Source organism: Larkinella humicola (assembly GCF_008727875.1).
GTDB classification, from domain to species: domain Bacteria; phylum Bacteroidota; class Bacteroidia; order Cytophagales; family Spirosomataceae; genus Larkinella; species Larkinella humicola.
Window position 1 is genome coordinate 423,902 of record NZ_VTWS01000004.1, and the last position, 17,173, is coordinate 441,074.

Below are 17,173 nucleotides of genomic sequence, written 5' to 3' on the forward strand. Positions count from 1 at the left end.
CCTTAAAGTTCAATGAAAAAGTTGAGGATACCGAGGGCAATCAGGATGCCGCCGGTGATCTGTTTTTCGTGGTGTTCGAGCCAATGCCACTGCACTTTGGCCAGCCCCCGGAATGACAAGGCCGTCAGCCCGACCATGCACAGGATGGTGACGGCGGTATACGCAACGCTGAGTGTCGCAACGGCGGGCCAGCCGAGCGTACCCGCCGTGAAGAAAAATGTTTCGATTTCCAGACAGGGCGACAGCAGCATAGCCAGTGCCAGCGTGCCGATGATCGCCCGTTTGGAGCGACCGGACAAGCCTTTCGGAACGTGTTCGTGGGCGCTGTGTGGGTTGTGAACGGCGAAATACACCAGTCCCATAAAAATCAGGATCAGCGACGCAATCCAGCGGGTTTGGTCCTCCAGTTGGGCCGATAATTCCACGCCAATCGCGCCAATCAACACCCCGAGAATAACCGTGCTGAGCGTGTGAAAAAAACCGCTCAAAGCTGCTACCCCCAGTGTTTCGCGCATCGTCCAGCCCTCGCTGCGACCGATGAGGGCCACGGGAAGCCAGTGGTTCGGGATGGCCGCGTGGACGGCTCCCAGCAAAATACTACCGATCAATAGATTGAAAAGCATGGGTTTTCTTCTTAATGAACATGACCGCCCGCTTCCTCCGAATTATTTAAAACGGAATGCAGGTCATACGCACCGGCCACTACAATCTGCGCATCTTTTTTTATCGATTCGGGTAACGTCACGGCCTGATAACCGTTTTGGCTGACCCCGGTACGGACCGGAACCGGCCGGAACTGGTGGTGGACGGTGCCTTCGTGTTCTTCTTTCCCTTCATAAACAAAAACCTGCGAACCCGTTCCCGATTTGATCACCGCGACCTCGGGCAAAGCCGGTTCGGGAGCGGCTCTGGTTTCGATCAGGGCTTTCAGAAACGTGCCGGGGCGGAGTTGCGCATCCGGTTTTTCCAGCGCGGCAAACACCCGCACGGTTCGGTCGGCACCGGTTTCGCGGTTAATGTACCGCACGCGCCCGATGCGTTCGCCCGGCGTTCCCCCGCCGTTTTCGCCAATGATGGAAAGCCGAACCCGCTGCCCGACCTGCACCTTCGCAATATCGCCTTCAAAAACGGTTAATTCGGCATACAGCCCCGATGTATTGATCAATTCGAACAACACATCGTTGGCGTTGACAAACCGCCCCCGGTTCACGTTGACTTCCGTCACGGTTCCGGTGATGGGCGAGCGGACGGCAACGGCTCGCGTAATTTTCCCCGACGATAACGCGTTCATCGATACGCCCAGAAGCGCCAGTTGCTGACGTAATCCTTCGGCCCGCGACCGGAGAATTTTGACCTGCGACGTGGCCTGCTGAAACGTTTTGAGCGTTCCGACGTTCTCGCGGCTCAGTTCGCGCTGGCGTTCGTATTCCTGCTCCTGAAATTCTAGTTGGCTGGTGGTTTCCAGGTATTCCTGTTGCAGCCGGATGAATTCCGGATTTTCGAGCATTGCCAGCAGTTGCCCCTGTTTGACGGCCTGCCCCGGCAGCAGGGGTGTCGAGGTCAGAATGCCGCCGTAGGGCGTCGAAACCGACACCTTTTGCTGGGGCGGTATATTCACAACCCCGTTCACGCGGATGAGGTTGCTGAGCGTCCGCTCTTCCAGTCCGCCGAGCCGGATGCCGACGGTTTTGAACTGTTCGTCGGTCAGTTCCACCAGCCCTTCTTCGTGCTCATCGTGGTGTTCTTCGCCTTTTTCAGCCGTATCGGTATGGGCTTCGGTTGCGGTGTCCTTTTGGCGGTTGCAGGCTGAAAAACTGAGCGTGATGCCCGTTAGGAGAAGAAGCATACAATAAGACAGGCGATGACTGCCCCTAAATCCCCTAAAAGTGACTTTCAACATCCCGGTCAGCCGTGTCCAAGTCCCCTTTAGGGGATTTAGGGGCAGTTGATGCAGGCGGTCTTTTAATTCTACTAGCGTATTTTTCATGGTTCAGTGCTTCCCAGAAGGTATTCAAGGTGGATAATGGTCTGATTCAGGTCGTTTAGGGCAGCCAGATAACCGGTCTGAATACCGCTTGCTGTTCGGAGGTTCTGGAACAGTTCGATGTAGCCAATTTCTCCGGCACGGTACGAGCGGTCGGCCTGCTGCCGGATCAGCGTGGCTTGTGGCAAAGCAGACTCTTCGTAATACGTCAGCGTCTCGCGGTTTTTGCGATACGTTTGCAGGAGTTCCGCAAAAGCACCTTCGAGGGTGCGCCGACGGGCGTTGAGCTGTGCTTCCGTGCGTTGCTGGCCCAGTTCAGCCGCCCGAACGCGCGCCCGGAGCGGTTTGGCCACAATCGGAATCGAGATGCCAACCTGCCCGTAGGTAAACCGATCGACGCCCGTGTAAAACCGGTCGGTGCCGTTGATCGTCTGAATGCCCCGCAGCGACTGATTCACCACGCTGAACGAATAATCGGGTTTGAGCCGCGCCCGTTCGACCTCGGTTTCGCGCCGGGCCATCTCAATCTGCTGCTGCAACAGCGCCAGCTCGGGGTTTTGCGTTAACGCAACCGAATCCGGCAAGCGAATGACGCGGGCGATCAAGACCGAATCCGCAATCCGGGGCAGTTGGTCGGTTCCGAGCAGTGTTTGCAGTCGCCGGGACTGTATTTGCTGGTCGGCGCGGTTTTGGAGCAGCGTCATTTGGAGTTGCCGTGCTTCCACTTCGGCCGTCGTTTGTTCGAGCAGGGAGCCTTCGCCCGTTCGTCGCCGGATGCCAGCCGCCCGGGCGACGGCCGCAAAAAGACTGTCCTGCCGGGTCAGTTCGCGGTGCAGCGTCTGGAGGTAAACGAGTCCGTAATACGCCGATTTAAGCTGGAAAGCCAGTTCCTGACGCGTCACGCGGCTTTCGGCTTCGGCTCCGCCAATCCGGGCGTCGGCCAGGGCTTTCTGGCTTCGGATCAAACCCGGTGCGGGAAGCCGCTGGCCGATTTGCAGCGACTGATCGACGTAGCGGCTGTTGTATTGCCCGGCAGTTACCATCAGGTCGGTTTTGCCAACGTCAGAAGCCGTACCGCGCAACGCCTGCTGATAATCGACGTTCAGGGTCGAAACCCGTACCTGTGGATTGTTCTGAAACGTTTGTTTCAGCGCCTGTTCCAGCGAAAGGGGTGTTGGTTGAGCGGTTGCCTGCGCCTTACTTCCCGGCGAAACAAGGCTGAATCCGAGCGTCAGCAAACCGATGAAAGGCCATCCGATGGCTACGACGGTTTTGGGTTGAGGCAGTAACGATTGATCCCGTTTCCCAAACCGCTGTTCGATGAGTAAATACAAAACCGGTAAGACCAGCAATGTTAGCAGCGTTGCCGTGAGCAAGCCGCCGATGACGACGGTTGCGAGCGGTTTCTGCACTTCAGCCCCGGCGGTATTGGATAACGCCATCGGTAAAAAACCGAGTGATGCTACCGTCGCCGTCATCAGGACGGGGCGCAACCGGATGCGGGTTCCCCGGAAAATGGCCTGTTTGAGATCCGTAATGCCGTTCCGGCGCTGGTCGTTGAATTCGGCCAGCAGCACAATACCGTTCAAAACCGCCACGCCAAACAGCGCAATGAACCCGACAGCCGCCGAAATGCTGAACGGCATACCGCGCAGCCACAAGGCCAAAACCCCGCCAATGGCCGCCAGCGGAATGGCCGAAAAGATCAGTAATGCCTGTCGCAAGGAATGAAAGGTTAGAAAGAGTAAAAGAAAAATTAGGCTCAAGGCCACCGGAACTGCCACTTGCAGCCGGTTCCGGGCGTCGATCAGGTTCTCGAACTGACCGCCGTAGGTGACGTAATAGCCGGTTGGAAACGGGACCTGCCGACCGATTTTCTGTTGCAGCTCGCTCACGATCCCTTCCACATCGCGCCCACGAACGTTGAAACCGATGGTAAGCCGCCGTTTGGCGTCTTCGCGCTGAATCTGGTTGGGGCCGGGAATCAGTTCGACGGTGGCGACTTCCGAGAGTGGAATGGCCGGGCCGTCGGTTCCGGAAATGGTCAGTGCCTGAACGTCGTTGATGCTCCGCCGGTTTTCGCCCGCCAGCCGCACCACCAGATCGAACCGCCGTTCGCCCTCGTAAACCAGCCCCGCGCTTTCGCCGGCAAAAGCCGTGCTGATCGTACGGTTGACATCATCTACCGATAACCCGTAGCGGGCGAGGGCTTCGCGATCCAGTTTGATGACGATCTGGGGCAGTCCTTCCACTTGTTCTACGTACAAATCCGTGGCTCCTTTGATGCCCGTGATCAAACCGCTCACGCGTTTGGCCAGGCGGGTGAGTTCATCCAGGTCTTCGCCAAAAATCTTAACGGCCACATCCTGCCGCGCTCCCGAAATCAACTCATTGAAGCGCATTTGAATGGGTTGCTGAAAGCCGAAGGTGACGCCCGGAATGGCTTCCAGAGCCTCCGTCATTTTTTCCGCCAGTTCCTCGCGATTCGATGCCGAAGTCCATTCCGAACGCGGTTTCAGGATAACCATCATGTCGGCGGCTTCAATGGGCATGGGATCCGTCGGAATTTCGCCCGCGCCAATTTTGCTGATAACTTCCTTTACTTCCGGAAATTTTTGCAGTAAAACCCGCTCCGCCTGGGTCGTTTTGTCTACCGTCTGGCTCAGCGACGAACCGGTCAGAACGCGGGTTTCAACGGCAAAATCGCCTTCGTCCAGGGTTGGAATAAACTCACCACCCAGCGTGGTGAACAGCCAGCCCGCACCCGCCAGCAGCAAAACCGCGACGCTCAGCACCAAGGCCTTTCGTTGCATCACCGCTTGAATAACGGGTTCGTACAGCCGCTGAAAAACGTCCATCATCCGGTCGGAAATGGTGCGTTTGGTGGAAACGGTTTTGCTCAGAACCAGGGCCGACATCATGGGTACATACGTCAGCGAGAGGATAAACGCCCCGGCAATGGCGAAGCCGACGACCTGCGCCATCGGGCCGAACATCTTGCCTTCGATGCCTGACAACGCCAGAATTGGTAAATAGACAATCAGGATGATGAGTTCGCCGAAAGCTGCCGAGGTGCGAATCCGGCTGGCGGATTGGTAGATTTCCTCGTCCATTTCGGCTTGTGAAAGAGCGAAAGAGCGAGAGAGCGAAAGCGTGTGCGATGGCTCGCTCTTTCGCTCTTTCATTCTTTCACCCTCTCGCTTGTGTAAATGGTGCAAGGTCGCTTCGACAATGATGACGGCACCATCGACAATCAGGCCGAAGTCAATGGCTCCGAGGCTCATCAAATTGCCGGATACGCCGAAAATCTGCATCATGCCGACGGCAAAGAGCATCGAAAGGGGAATGACCGACGCCACGACCAGCCCGGCCCGCCAGTTGCCCAGAAACAAAATCAGCACAAAAATGACAATGAGCGCGCCCTCGATCAGGTTGCGGGTGACGGTGCTGATGGCCCGGCCTACCAGTTCGCTCCGGTCCAGAAACGCGTGAATGTCAACACCTTCGGGCAGGGTTTTGCGAATCTGATCCATGCGGTTTTTGACCCGGCCAATGACTTCGTTGGCATTTTCACCCTTCAGCATTAGCACCAGTGCGCCCACGGCTTCACCCTGTCCGTTGCGCGTCAGTGCGCCATACCGCAGTGCTGAACCGTAATTGACTTGCGCCACATCGCGAATCAGAACCGGCGTACCGTTTTTGGTCCGGCGAATGACAATGCGGCCAATGTCGGCCAGATTGCCCACCAGTCCTTCAGAGCGGATGAAATAGGCGTTGGGTTTTTTGTCGATGTAGGCTCCCCCGGTATTCTGGTTGTTGCGGGATAGAGCGGTGAACAAGTCATTGATACTGAGTCCGTAGGAGCGGAGCCGGTCAGGGTCGATAGCGATTTCGTACTGCTTGAGTAATCCGCCGAAACTACTGACGTCGGCCACGCCGGGTGTTCCCAGCAACTGCCGCCGGACAACCCAATCCTGTAAGGAACGCAGTTCGGTTGGGGAATATTTCTGCGTATAACCCGGTTTGGCGTAGATGACATACTGGTAAATTTCGCCCAAACCGGTGGTAACCGGGGCCATTTCGGGCTCGCCCGTCCCCGCCGGAATCTGGCTTCGCGCGCTGGAAAGCCGTTCGCTGATTTGCTGTCGTGCCCAGTACAGGTCAGTCGATTCCTGAAAAACAATCGTGACAACCGACAGACCAAAGCGGGAAAATGACCGGATTTCGTCGATTTCGGGAATGGTCGCCATCGTTTGTTCGATGGGGAAGGTGATGAGCCGCTCCACTTCCTGGGCCGCCAGCGCGGGCGAGCGGGTGATGATCTGAACCTGGTTGTTGGTAATGTCGGGGACGGCGTCGATGGGCAAATGGCTGAGCGAATAACCGCCCCACACCACCAGCGCCAGCGTCAACAGGCCGACAATGAGTTTGTTACGGATGGAAAAGCGGATGATAGAATCCAGCATACCGGTACGGCGTTAAGATAGAGAAGGAGTGAAATCGCCGATCAAGGGCGATAAATGCAACCCGGTTGCACAGAACCGATGGGGCGCAGGTATCCTGTCTTAGCCGATTTGGGGTGGTTGCCAGCAGGAAACCGGGGGAGAGGGTAAGCGGGATTGGAGGGTAGCGTACTGAACGGAAGAAAAAGAGAAAGCCGAAAAAGTGAAGGTAAAAACCGGCATGGATTCCAGCACCGTGCCGCAGCAGGCACAGCCGCAGAAAGGCGAACACAAATCCGCTCCCGCCGGGTCGCCGTCGTGTTGGTGGTCATCACTGGCTACGGTAGTCGTACGTTGTTGATCGGCGCGCACGCCCAGGCAGCCGTCGGCGCAGGGCCAGGCGGACAACACCAGCAGGTGAACGCTCATCAACAAACAAACCAGTGACTTCATCCGGCAAAGCTATGGGATAAAAGGATGCAACAGGTAGTCAAAAAGAGTCCTCAATCACAAAACAGCCCCAAAAACGATTTAGCCCAGATCAAACAAGCCTGAAAGGCTTCAATCATTAGCCCCGGGTATCGCCCGGGGCGGGGTTGGTGGACGTCATCCGGTTCATCAATTACCATCGCGTTCATCAATCGCCATTCCATCAATTCCCGTCACCCCATCGCGTTCGCCAATCCCCATCGCGTTCGCCAACCCCCGTTCCGCCCACCAAAACCCCGGGCGATACCCGGGGCTAGTGATGTAAGCCTTTCAGGCTTTTTGGTGATCGGCGTCTTTTTTGTATTATCCGTACAATCTATACGAACTCTTCCAGAATTGACTAAATCTAAGAACTTAATTTTGGTGATTTTTATTTTATGGTCAGAGAAAGCTGCTTTAAGTATTGATTATAAAGCTATTTTTGCGCTTTCTACTCATTAAGAGTGATCTGAATACAACCTGAAATTTGAATTTTTTCAATAATGAATTTTACCGTTAGTCATCTTCTTTCACCCCGGGTTTCCACGCGTACCATCCACCGCGGGGCTGTTGGGGCATTGTTTTTCCTCCAGGGACTGTCGTTTGCCAGTTGGGCGTCCAGGATTCCGAGCATTCAGCAGACGCTGGGTTTGTCGGATGCAGAACTGGGTGGGGTATTGCTGGCTCTTCCGGCAGGTCTGATGCTTTCGCTGCCGATTGCGGGCTGGCTGACGACCAAAATCGGAAGTCGTAAAGTGGCCACCTTGGCCGTTGGTCTCTACGCGCTCACGCTCCTGAGTCTGGGATTTGCGCAAACGACGCTGCAACTGATGGCCTGTCTGTTCGTTTTTGGTTTGGTCGGCAACATGGCCAACATTGCAATCAATACGCAGGCGGTGGGCGTTGAAGCCCTCTACAAACGGCCGATTATGGCTTCGTTTCACGGGCTGTGGAGTCTGGCGGGTTTTGCGGGAGCCATGCTGGGAGCGGTTATGATTGGTGCGGGCATCGTCCCTTATCAGCATTTTGCGGCAGTCCTGTTCTTCGCTCTGGCGGCTCTGGCTGTTGCTTCCCGGTATATTTTACCGGAAGACGCCAACACGAATTCGGATCAACCCATTTTTGCCAAACCCGACAAAGCCCTGTTGATTTTGGGCATCATTGCCTTCTGTGCGATGATCTGTGAAGGTGCCATGTTCGACTGGAGCGGTATTTATTTCAAGAAAGTCATTCTGGCCGAAAAAGCGATGGTGGGCGCGGGGTACACGGCTTTCATGAGCACGATGGCCCTCGGGCGGTTCATCGCCGACTGGTTTGCCACACGTTACGGGTTAAAGCGCACGCTGCAACTGAGTGGCGTTCTGATTGCTTCGGGCTTGCTGACCGCCGTTTCGTTTCCGTATCTGGGTACGGCTATTGTCGGCTTTTTTCTGGTCGGTTTTGGGGTTTCGTCGGTGGTGCCGCTGGTGTATAGTGCGGCCGGAAAGTCCACGGTTCTGTCGCCGGGGGTGGCCCTGGCCGCTGTTTCGACCATCGGTTTTCTGGGCTTTCTGATCGGCCCTCCGCTGATCGGTTTCGTCGCCGGAGCTACCAGTCTCCGCATTTCCTTCGTCATCATTGCCGGTATGGGTTTGTGCGTGGCGCTGATGGCGGGCAAAGTCAAAACGGCGGAATAAGGGTTAGGTACACGAATGTAGGGGTTATGCCCCGGAGGGGTTTTCTGTTAATAGAAAAATATGCTCTAAAAACGGTAAAGCCCCGGAGGGGCGTCCTGGCTGATCTTAGGACGCCCCTCCGGGGCTTTGACGCTTCTATGAATCCGGGAACTATTGATAGAACGCTCCTCCGGAGCTAAATTTACGGTCAATTACTTCGTTAGTTCCAGCAATTTCTCCGGTTCGTCGGTCGTGATAAAGTCGGCTTTGCGTTCCAGCAGCCAGGCCATCATTTCCGGGTCGTTGACGGTCCAGACGTTCACGGTCAACTTCTTCTGGTGGGCTTCCTGAATCCAGTTTTCGTTCTTTTTCATCACACTTTGGTGGTAATCAAGTCCGTATAAATCGTCGGCGGCCAGTAGGTCGGGGGCTTTATCACCATTGAGGTAGGCCACGTTGGCCGATGGGTCCAGTTCTTTCACCTTTTTGCAGACGTCATAATCGAAACTGATGTAGTCGACCAATTTCCGGCCTTTTTGCGCTTTCACGGCCTGGACGCATTTGGTTGCCAGCGCCAGTGAGTGTTCCTTGCTCACCTTCGACGCCTTGATTTCCAAAATCAACCGGGTTTTCTTCTGTTTCAAACCCGCTTTCAAATAGCTTTCCAGCGTCGGCAGCGATTCGCCGTTGCTAAGTTTGAGAGCGTTGATGTCGGCAACCGGGGCCGTTTCAAGGTTGACGCCCTGCAAGGTATGATCGTGATTGACCACCAGGGCCGAATCGGCGGTCATGTGAACGTCGAACTCACTGCCGTAACAGCCCAGTTTGATGGCCTGTTGCAGCGACGCAATCGAATTTTGGGGGGCACCGGTATTTTTCCAGGCGCCCCGGTGGGCAATCACTTTGGTTTGTGCCATACTCTGAACCGCGAAACCGGTAAACAGGGTGACGACGGTGATGAAATTGAAACAAGCGGTTTTCATACGGTTTAGCGGATTACCTGCACAAATGTAACAGAGAACCCTGCAATGAATAAGGTATTGGCTAAAAATCAGGTGTCTTTCGTCGAAAGATAACAATGGGATATTAACTAAAACGTACCTGTTTAACTAAACAAGAAGAACTATTTCGCGGAGTTGAGCGGAGTAAAAAGAGTTAAGCAGAGTTTTTTTAATTTTCTCCGCTTAACTCTTTTCACTCCGCTCAACTCCGCGATACAACTTTTACTCATTTCGCCAATTCTTTCACCAGCACATCCAATAGTTTATCCTCCTTTAAATCAAGGGTGTATTCCCAGAACATGGCCCCGGCCAGCCCCTTGGATTTGACGTAATCAATTTTGTGTTTCATCGATTCCTTGTCGGCATACGAAATGAACGTACGGCTTTCCGGGTTCCACAGATACGGCGCTTTGGCTTTGTCGTCCCAATACCGGGTATACCCGTTTTTGTTGACGTAATTAGCCACCAGATCATCATAATTCGGGCTCATGTGTTTGCCCGCCGAGGGTTGAAACAAGCCCTTGTTGACCGGATTGACCGCCGTCCAGCCGCGTCCGTAAAAAGGCAGGCCAAGCACAATTTTGCGGGCCGGAACCCCGGCTTTGATGTGGCCGTTGACGGCGTCGTCGGAGCTGTTGCGCGACCGGTCGCTCAGGGCCGATTGGTACAGCGGGCTGTGGTGACCGGTTTTTTTATCGTTGCCGTGATACAAGTCGTAGGTCATGATGTTGACGTAGTCAAGGTATTTCTGTGCATTGCCCAGTTCGGTGTGGTTTACAAAAGCCGTGTCGCCCCCGGTGGCTGCCGTTAGCAGGTAATGGCGGGATGCGGGTCGATTGTCTTTTTTGCCCTGCGCATCCAGTTGCTCCCGTAACTCTTTCAGTAACAGCGTGAAGTTCTGTTTGTCTACGGGCCGGAAGATGTTGTTTTCGCCAATCTGATCCGGATATTCCCAGTCTATATCGACGCCATCGAGCCGGTGTTTTTTCATGAACGAAACCGCACTTTTTGCAAATTTCTTCCGGGCTGCATCGGTCAGCGAGGCATCGGAAAAATACCGGCAACCGCCCCAGCCGCCAATGGAAATCAGGATTTGCAGGTCTTTATTGATCGTTTTCAGGGTGTTCAGCGTAGCCAGATTGACCGAATCTTTTGCCTTGATTGGGGCCAGTTCGCCATTTTGGGCGGGTACGGCAAATGCGTAATTAATGTGCGTCAGTTTCTGGGGTTCGATGTCGTTTTTGGTCCAGCCGCCCCCGCCGACGTAGCCGATCAGAACGTATTTTTTGGGTTTGGACTGGCCCAAAACCGGTTGCCCAATGAGGACGGATTGGTAAAAAAGAGCCAGAAAAAGGAGTGTCAGAATACCGTGCGGTCGTTTCATCATCAGGTTGGTCAATGTGTTTGGTCGAGAAGCTGTAAAATTAACACCAATGGCGAGATGGACAATGGGTACGACGAGAGCCTGCTTCTACAAACTCACCAAAGACCACAGGAGTGGTTTTGAAAACCAGCGGACCACAAATGAGTTTATTACCTACGAATCTACTTCAACGTCATGAAAATACTGCTTTTTGTATTGCCTTTGCTGCTGATCGGAGTGTCAGCCCAGGCGCAAACCAAATCCACCCCACCCGCCGTCGTCACGGCTATTGAAGGGGTTACCGGCAAACAGTTTTTACCCGATACGGTTTTTGCCGCCTTGTCGCAGGAGGACGAAAAATTGCTCGCGAAAGAACCAGTGGCGAATTGGGGATTGCCCCAAGCGGCTGAGAACGATATGTCGTATTACAATCTGGTGATTGGCACGCGGTCGTATCAACTCGTTATTCTCAAGGCTCCCAAAGCGGTATTTCCAACGGCGACGCTGCTACGTTTCACGGACCCCAAATCAAAACCGGAGCCCATTGCCCGGGGAAGCCTCAAACCCAAAGCAGACAAACCCAAATAAGGATGGGTTGTATAAAGTAGAGCGGTGTTGGGATGGTTTTCAGTGGGCGACAGCGAACCGCTTGATGGTTCCTGCATGGTCGTTCAGGTTCCGTTCTCGCAAGCAAACAGACTGATCAGTCTTTTGACACAAATCTGGTTTGCATCGAAAAAAGAGGGGTAGGGAAATCGGACTGCGATTCGATCAGGCAGCAAAGGGGATGATTTTTGCCAAAAAAGAAAGCCAGACGACCGAAGTCACCTGGCTTTTTTGTTTCACCCGATTGTAAGGATAATCCACGTCTCCGTTAATATCCTTACCACGAGCGAAATACAGATATATAACGCGCCCCGGCGTAAATTGTTATTCGGTTTGAAAAATAAGTGGCAAATTTTTTCAGTTTTTTCAGCACGATTCATGCCTTAAAAGGAACATTGGATCATTTCTTAATAAGTAGATTGAGTATACATAAAGTTACTTTTTCCAAAAAATGGTACTATTGCATTTTCTAAACCTATAGTACCCATTCATGGATTTATTTTTTGAATACGATATCGAACGACTTCGTCGCTACGCTGGTGTTGTCGAAAATACCGGTAAAATCACCATCGAATCGTATCCTACTCATTTGCTGCTTTCCTTTACGGAGGTTGGCTATTTCAATTATTGCGTATGCCACGAACCGGCGAAGATCGTTGATGTTGTCGGACAAGCCAATGCGTTTTATTCCTCCCGATCCATTCATCACCACAAACTCCTCCTCGATGAAGCCCGTAGCGATGAGAACCAGTACCGGTTTTTGCTGGACAACGGATATCGCCTGAAAGAACGGCTGATGGCGGTTGAGGATCCAATGCTTCAGCACCGTTCGCAGCCGATCCCGGAAAATCTTCAACTCGAACGGGTTCAGGCGGCTACGCTTCCGGATTTTACAAGCGATTATCTGGCCGCTTTTGAGTCGGAACAGAAAAATACGGCACCTGTGATCACTAATTTCAGGCAATTGCTAGACAATGAAAACATTGCTCTGTTTCGGGTCAGGGATCAGGCCGAGCCGGTAGGGATTGCGGTTTTGTACGGAATTGAAAGCGATTTTTTTCTGGCGGGCGGGGCCATCCTGCCGGCCTTCCGAAACCGGGGGTATCATACGACCGCGCTGGTAACGCGTCTCAACCAGGCAAATGCCCAAAACGCCCGGAGCGTTATTTCGTGGGCCTACGACGGTGGCGCAAGTTACCGAAACATGTTAAAAGTGGGACTAGTGCCTTATAAATGTTACCGCCTGTATGAACGATGAATTTCGGCTTCGGTGGACGGAAATCGCTCAACGGTATTCCACCAAAGCTGCTTTTTGCGAGGGAAACCGCACCATAACCTATGAAATGCTGTTCCACCGGGCTCATCAGTATGCTGATGCGCTGCTGGTTCGGAATTTCAGACAGCAGTGCATCCCCGTTCTGCTCGACGATCCGCTGGAACACGTTGCCGCCTTGATCGGAGTTTTATTGTCCGGTAATTACTACCATTCAGTCCATCCGCAATCAGTCGAATCCTTGGGCGACGTCGTGCAGTCGCGGGCCTGCCCCGGTCTGATCAGTCGGTTGCCGCTGGTAGTTCCGAACCATCCGGGCTTGCCAACGCTCCTTACCGAAACGCTGCCAACGGATCGTCTTGCCCCGCAGTCGTGCCCGATCGTTTCGCCGGAAACGCCTTTTTGCCTTTTTATGACCTCGGGCAGCACCGGCCAGCCAAAGCAGGTAATCCACTCGCACGCGAGTGTTCTGGCCGACACGTTCCGGCAAATAACCGACAACGAAATTACGGCTACCGACCGGATCGACCTGCTGTTTTCGCTCGAATTCAGTGCCTCACTGGCCTGTATTTTTCCGGCTTTGCTGACGGGCGCAACGCTGGTGTTTTACGACCTGAAGAAAGAAGGCGTGTTGTCGTTGCCGGTTTTCTGGCAGCAGCAGAAAATCACATTCAGCAGTTTGTCGGTCAGTACGTTTCGGCTGTTGTTAAAAACCGGTACGGATTTTAAGGCTTTATCCGGCTTGCGGATGCTTTCCATCGGTGCCGAACCCATACAGTCCTCCGATATTACAGGCTTTCAGAAACGTTTTTCGACCCATACGACGCTGCAGGTGGCCTATGCGACGACTGAAACCCGGACGATTTCGGATTATAAAGTGCGAACCGACACGCCGGTAACGGATCATCTTTTTTCGGTGGGCAAACCGGTGTCCGGGCGAACGGTTTGGATTCGGTCCGAAACGGGTGCGCCCCTACCCCGCCATCAGGTGGGTGAAATTATCGTTCAGGCGTCGGGGATTCCCTCAGATTATCCGAATAATCGGGATGCTACGCAACGGGCCTACCAACGCCTGCCCGACGGGATGATCGCGTATGCGACCGGCGATCTGGGCTTTTTGGACGCCGATGGATATTTGTTCTGGTGTGGCCGCACGGATTTTGTAGTCAAGATCAACGGACAAAAGGTAAGCCTGATTCAAATCGAACAGGAATTGAAAAGCGGGAGGGGCGTAAAAAATGCTGCGGTTCTTTACGATACTTCCCACGAAAACCGGTTCATTCTGAAAGCGTTTCTGTGTACCGAACCCGATTTTGATTTGGCTGGTTTCCGGCAATTCCTGGCGCAGCGGTTACCGGTCGTTATGCTCCCTGACCGGTATATCCTGCTCGATGCATTGCCACAGACTAAAACGGGTAAAATTGACCGGCTTCATTTGGCCGCGCTGCCGGAGCCGGAAAGTCAGCTTTCTGATCATCCGCTGGCCGATGAAGCCGATGCCTGGGATTTCGTTCCGTTGATTAAGTCCGTCTGGCAAAAAGAACTGGGGCTGACAACGGCTCTGTCGGACTATGATGACTTTTTTCAGGACCTCGGGGGCGATTCGCTGATGGCGGAGAGCTGTCTGGCCGGGTTGGAAAACCGGATCGGAAAAACCGTGCCGGTTCAGGCGGTTTTTTCGTATACGACGCCTAAAGCGTTAGCGCATTACCTCACGGGCTATGCGCGGCATCGGGTTCAGTGTATTCCGTTGAATAAACCCGAACGCAACCGAAAACACGTCTATTTCATCCCGCCATTGCCGGGCGATCGGCGCATGTATCGCGGCATTGAAAGCCATCTGAATCAGCATTGTAATGTATACTATGTTCATTACGAGCCGTATACAACGGATGGGACGCTGATTCCGCTGGCTGATCTGGTTGGGCAGATCGCCCGGGCGATTGACAGACCGGCGGATAGCCTGCTCATTGGGTTTTCGTTTGGCGGATTGGTGGCCTATCAGGTGGCTTTGGCCCTGGAGCAAAGCCAGCAACCGACCCTGAACCGGCTTGTTTTACTGGACACGCCCCTCTACCGGCGAATCACGTTTCGGGAATCCTTACGGAAAGATGTACACCGGATCGGGCGAAAGGTGGTTGCGGGTTTTAAAACGGAGCGGCCGGTTGACTGGAACGCCAGTTGGCAGCGGGCCGTTGCGCGGTATCGCAACCGCTTAACGAGTCGGACGACCCGTGCAGATGGGGGGACACAGGCCGTCAATTGGCAGGAACCGAGTTTCGCTGCGGTCGACCAATACGCGCGGCAGGCCGAGGTAAAAATTCCGGTTGCCTGCCCCATTGTGCTCTTTCGGGCGAGCGATTCGTCCGCTTTTCAGTACGAGATACGGCCCGATTTTCGCTGGCAGTTGTTTGCTAAAACCGGTTTTGAAGAACACTGGCTGGAAGCCAGCCACGATCAGGTTTTGAACTCGGTCCATAGCTACCGGATTGGAACCATTGTGAATGGCTTCTTACACTCGTGAAGGATCGAATCAGGATGCAACGGCGCCGGTTGCCCGGTCCTGATTAGCGAGTTCGGGGGCCTGCTGGTATTTTTTTGCAAGGATTCCGTACGAATCGGAGCGCATGGCGATCAGCGTAACGAGCAGACCAATGACGCCGGTTACGGTAAACAACAGCGCCAGCCCCCGGGCACTTCCGGTGCCGAACCACGACCCCAGCAAATCCACGCCCGCACCGGTGGTCATGAAGGGAATAAACACCAGTTGGGCAATGGGTCCGATGATGAAGGCGGTAATGGGCGAGGCCGCCTGCTCGACACTCTGGGCAAATCCGAAAACCCGGCCCTGCCGTTCGGGCGAAATCAATTTTTGGATGATGGTTTGCTCAGCCGCTTCCACCACCGGAATCAGGCAGAGATAAATAAACATGCCAACGGCAAGCAGTATAATGGACGCCTGAATGGTGAAGAAAATGCAAACCGTCCACATGGCAAGGTTGGCCAGAAAAAGCGTTCGCAGCGGTTTGGCACCCAGCCCATTACGGGCCACCACCATGCCACCGACAATAAAGCCCAGACTCAACACACCCCACAATGTCCCCCAAACCTGTACCGAAACGAGTGACAGGCCGTAGGCATCCATCAGCGACATAAAAACGCCACCCAGGAAATTGTTGAAGGTGTTGAAAAAAATGAGTCCCAGTAAACCCGGAATCTGCTGTACGGACTTCAGCGTGCCCCGGATGTCGAGGTGATTGGGTTTCGTTTCCGCAACGACAATTTCCGGTTCAGGAATCGAAAGGAGGCTCAGGTGAACGATGACCAGGGCTGTCAGCGCAATGGCCAGCACCAGCATCCAGAACATGCCCAGAAAACCGATCACCAAACCGCTGAAGAGCGACGCGACCAGAAACGACACGCCGTTGGCCGTTCCGACCAGCCCGTTGGCTTTGTCGCGCTGGTCTTCGTCAATCAGAATCGTCACGAGGGTAGCAATGGCAATTGTGCGAATGTTACCGGCAATGGCGCCCAGCAGCCCAAACAGGATGAAGAGCCACAGGATGGGACTTGACGGGTTGGAAAACGTGGAGGACGGAAACGCGCTGTAGAGCAGCAGATCCACCAGATAAAACACCAGAGAACCGACGCTGGACAGCATCATGGCGTTTTTTTTGCGGTTGTGATCGACCAGTGAACCCAGAAAAAAGCCGGAAACGGCAACGGTTCCCAGGTAAATGCCGGCCATGATCGACGTGGCGACCACCGACTTGGTTTCGAGGTATAACCAGAACGTCAACGCAAACCAGACGCAATTGTTGATGACGGAAGCGGTTAGCGTATTGGCGAGAAGGGCGTAAAATCGGTTCGTCATGAGTCTGTTGTTTACTGGGGCAAACGGTCCGCTAGCCTAAAACCGCTCGCAGAGAATTCTGGTTTCCGGATTCAGGGAAAGTTGCAGACACCTGTTTTTTGTGGTAAAAAACGTACGAGGCAGCCCCTAAAGCCACAAAAACAAGCATCGGTGCCCAATCCATCGGGGCTTTTCCCGCGCTGAAGACGCAATAGGTGGCACCCAGTAAATCAAAAATCAGTCCGGCATACGCCCATTCCTTGATCCGGGGAAAACCGGGAATCAGAATGGCCAGCACGCCGAGCAGTTTCGCCCACCCCAGAAACGGGAGCAGGTAGGCGGGCAGATGGATCTGTTTAAACCCTTCGACGGCTTGCGGTATAACCAAAATATCGGGAATAGAAGAACCCAGCATAACAAACGCGAATAATCCGGTAAAAACCCAGTACAAAATTTTCGTCTTTTTCATGGCAGTAGGTGTTGTTTGTTTACAGGACAAATTTACCACCGGATACGGACTCGGAGAGC

General features: G+C 53.9%; 12 protein-coding genes. 4 read left to right on the plus strand and 8 right to left on the minus strand.

The features are described from left to right. Positions 1–2 precede the first annotated feature (2 nt). From F0P93_RS17775 to F0P93_RS17790, 4 genes are all read right to left on the minus strand, one after another. Entirely contained in the window at positions 3–623 is a 621-nt protein-coding gene (locus F0P93_RS17775) for a hypothetical protein (protein WP_138992766.1), read from the minus strand. A gap of 11 nt (positions 624–634) precedes the next feature. Further along, on the minus strand, positions 635–1,846 hold the full coding sequence (locus tag F0P93_RS17780; RefSeq protein WP_150878283.1) for an efflux RND transporter periplasmic adaptor subunit: 1,212 nt from the start codon (positions 1,844–1,846) through the stop codon (positions 635–637). A gap of 137 nt (positions 1,847–1,983) precedes the next feature. Further along, a complete protein-coding gene (locus F0P93_RS17785; protein WP_150878285.1) occupies positions 1,984–6,450 on the minus strand; it encodes a CusA/CzcA family heavy metal efflux RND transporter in 4,467 nt (1,488 codons plus the stop codon). A 99-nt stretch (positions 6,451–6,549) separates the two neighbouring features. Further along, positions 6,550–6,879: a DUF6660 family protein gene (locus F0P93_RS17790; RefSeq protein WP_150878287.1), complete on the minus strand. Its 330-nt coding sequence runs from the start codon at positions 6,877–6,879 to the stop codon at positions 6,550–6,552. A 518-nt stretch (positions 6,880–7,397) separates the two neighbouring features. Here F0P93_RS17790 and F0P93_RS17795 point away from each other — a divergent pair. Next, complete coding sequence (locus F0P93_RS17795; RefSeq protein ID WP_150878289.1) at positions 7,398–8,570, plus strand: MFS transporter; 1,173 nt, start codon at positions 7,398–7,400, stop codon at positions 8,568–8,570. Positions 8,571–8,761: 191 nt separating this feature from the next. On the opposite strand, the gene F0P93_RS17800 is transcribed toward F0P93_RS17795, so the two are convergent. Next, complete coding sequence (locus F0P93_RS17800) at positions 8,762–9,532, minus strand: glycerophosphodiester phosphodiesterase (protein WP_150878291.1); 771 nt, start codon at positions 9,530–9,532, stop codon at positions 8,762–8,764. 244 nt (positions 9,533–9,776) lie between these two features. Next, positions 9,777–10,937 carry a glycoside hydrolase family 18 protein gene (locus F0P93_RS17805; protein ID WP_374756777.1) on the minus strand — a complete coding sequence of 387 codons (1,161 nt, stop codon included), beginning with the start codon at positions 10,935–10,937 and terminating at the stop codon, positions 9,777–9,779. Between the two features lie 171 nt (positions 10,938–11,108). Between F0P93_RS17805 and F0P93_RS17810 the strand changes: the two genes are divergently transcribed. The 3 genes from F0P93_RS17810 to F0P93_RS17820 all read left to right on the plus strand — a co-directional run bounded on the left by F0P93_RS17810 (position 11,109) and on the right by F0P93_RS17820 (position 15,316). Continuing rightward, entirely contained in the window at positions 11,109–11,501 is a 393-nt protein-coding gene (locus F0P93_RS17810; RefSeq protein WP_150878293.1) for a hypothetical protein, read from the plus strand. A gap of 508 nt (positions 11,502–12,009) precedes the next feature. Next, complete coding sequence (locus F0P93_RS17815) at positions 12,010–12,777, plus strand: hypothetical protein (RefSeq protein ID WP_150878295.1); 768 nt, start codon at positions 12,010–12,012, stop codon at positions 12,775–12,777. Then, a complete protein-coding gene (locus F0P93_RS17820; RefSeq protein WP_150878298.1) occupies positions 12,767–15,316 on the plus strand; it encodes an AMP-binding protein in 2,550 nt (849 codons plus the stop codon). Before F0P93_RS17815 ends, F0P93_RS17820 begins: the two co-directional genes overlap by 11 nt. 9 nt (positions 15,317–15,325) lie before the next feature. Here F0P93_RS17820 and F0P93_RS17825 read toward each other — a convergent pair whose 3' ends face one another. Next, entirely contained in the window at positions 15,326–16,666 is a 1,341-nt protein-coding gene (locus F0P93_RS17825) for an MFS transporter (RefSeq protein ID WP_150878299.1), read from the minus strand. A gap of 31 nt (positions 16,667–16,697) precedes the next feature. Further along, positions 16,698–17,114, minus strand: a complete 417-nt coding sequence (locus tag F0P93_RS17830) for a DoxX family protein (RefSeq protein WP_150878300.1) — start codon at positions 17,112–17,114, stop codon at positions 16,698–16,700. Between the last annotated feature and the right edge of the window lie 59 nt (positions 17,115–17,173).

Coding starts and splice junctions, on each gene's coding strand:
- F0P93_RS17795 (WP_150878289.1), top strand. CDS start 7,398: ATGAATTTTACCGTTAGTCATCTTCTTTCACCCCGGGTTTCCACGCGT.
- F0P93_RS17810 (WP_150878293.1), top strand. CDS start 11,109: ATGAAAATACTGCTTTTTGTATTGCCTTTGCTGCTGATCGGAGTGTCA.
- F0P93_RS17780 (WP_150878283.1), bottom strand. CDS start 1,846: ATGCTTCTTCTCCTAACGGGCATCACGCTCAGTTTTTCAGCCTGCAAC.
- F0P93_RS17820 (WP_150878298.1), top strand. CDS start 12,767: ATGAACGATGAATTTCGGCTTCGGTGGACGGAAATCGCTCAACGGTAT.
- F0P93_RS17830 (WP_150878300.1), bottom strand. CDS start 17,114: ATGAAAAAGACGAAAATTTTGTACTGGGTTTTTACCGGATTATTCGCG.
- F0P93_RS17800 (WP_150878291.1), bottom strand. CDS start 9,532: ATGAAAACCGCTTGTTTCAATTTCATCACCGTCGTCACCCTGTTTACC.
- F0P93_RS17785 (WP_150878285.1), bottom strand. CDS start 6,450: ATGCTGGATTCTATCATCCGCTTTTCCATCCGTAACAAACTCATTGTC.
- F0P93_RS17775 (WP_138992766.1), bottom strand. CDS start 623: ATGCTTTTCAATCTATTGATCGGTAGTATTTTGCTGGGAGCCGTCCAC.
- F0P93_RS17805 (WP_374756777.1), bottom strand. CDS start 10,937: ATGATGAAACGACCGCACGGTATTCTGACACTCCTTTTTCTGGCTCTT.
- F0P93_RS17815 (WP_150878295.1), top strand. CDS start 12,010: ATGGATTTATTTTTTGAATACGATATCGAACGACTTCGTCGCTACGCT.
- F0P93_RS17825 (WP_150878299.1), bottom strand. CDS start 16,666: ATGACGAACCGATTTTACGCCCTTCTCGCCAATACGCTAACCGCTTCC.
- F0P93_RS17790 (WP_150878287.1), bottom strand. CDS start 6,879: ATGAAGTCACTGGTTTGTTTGTTGATGAGCGTTCACCTGCTGGTGTTG.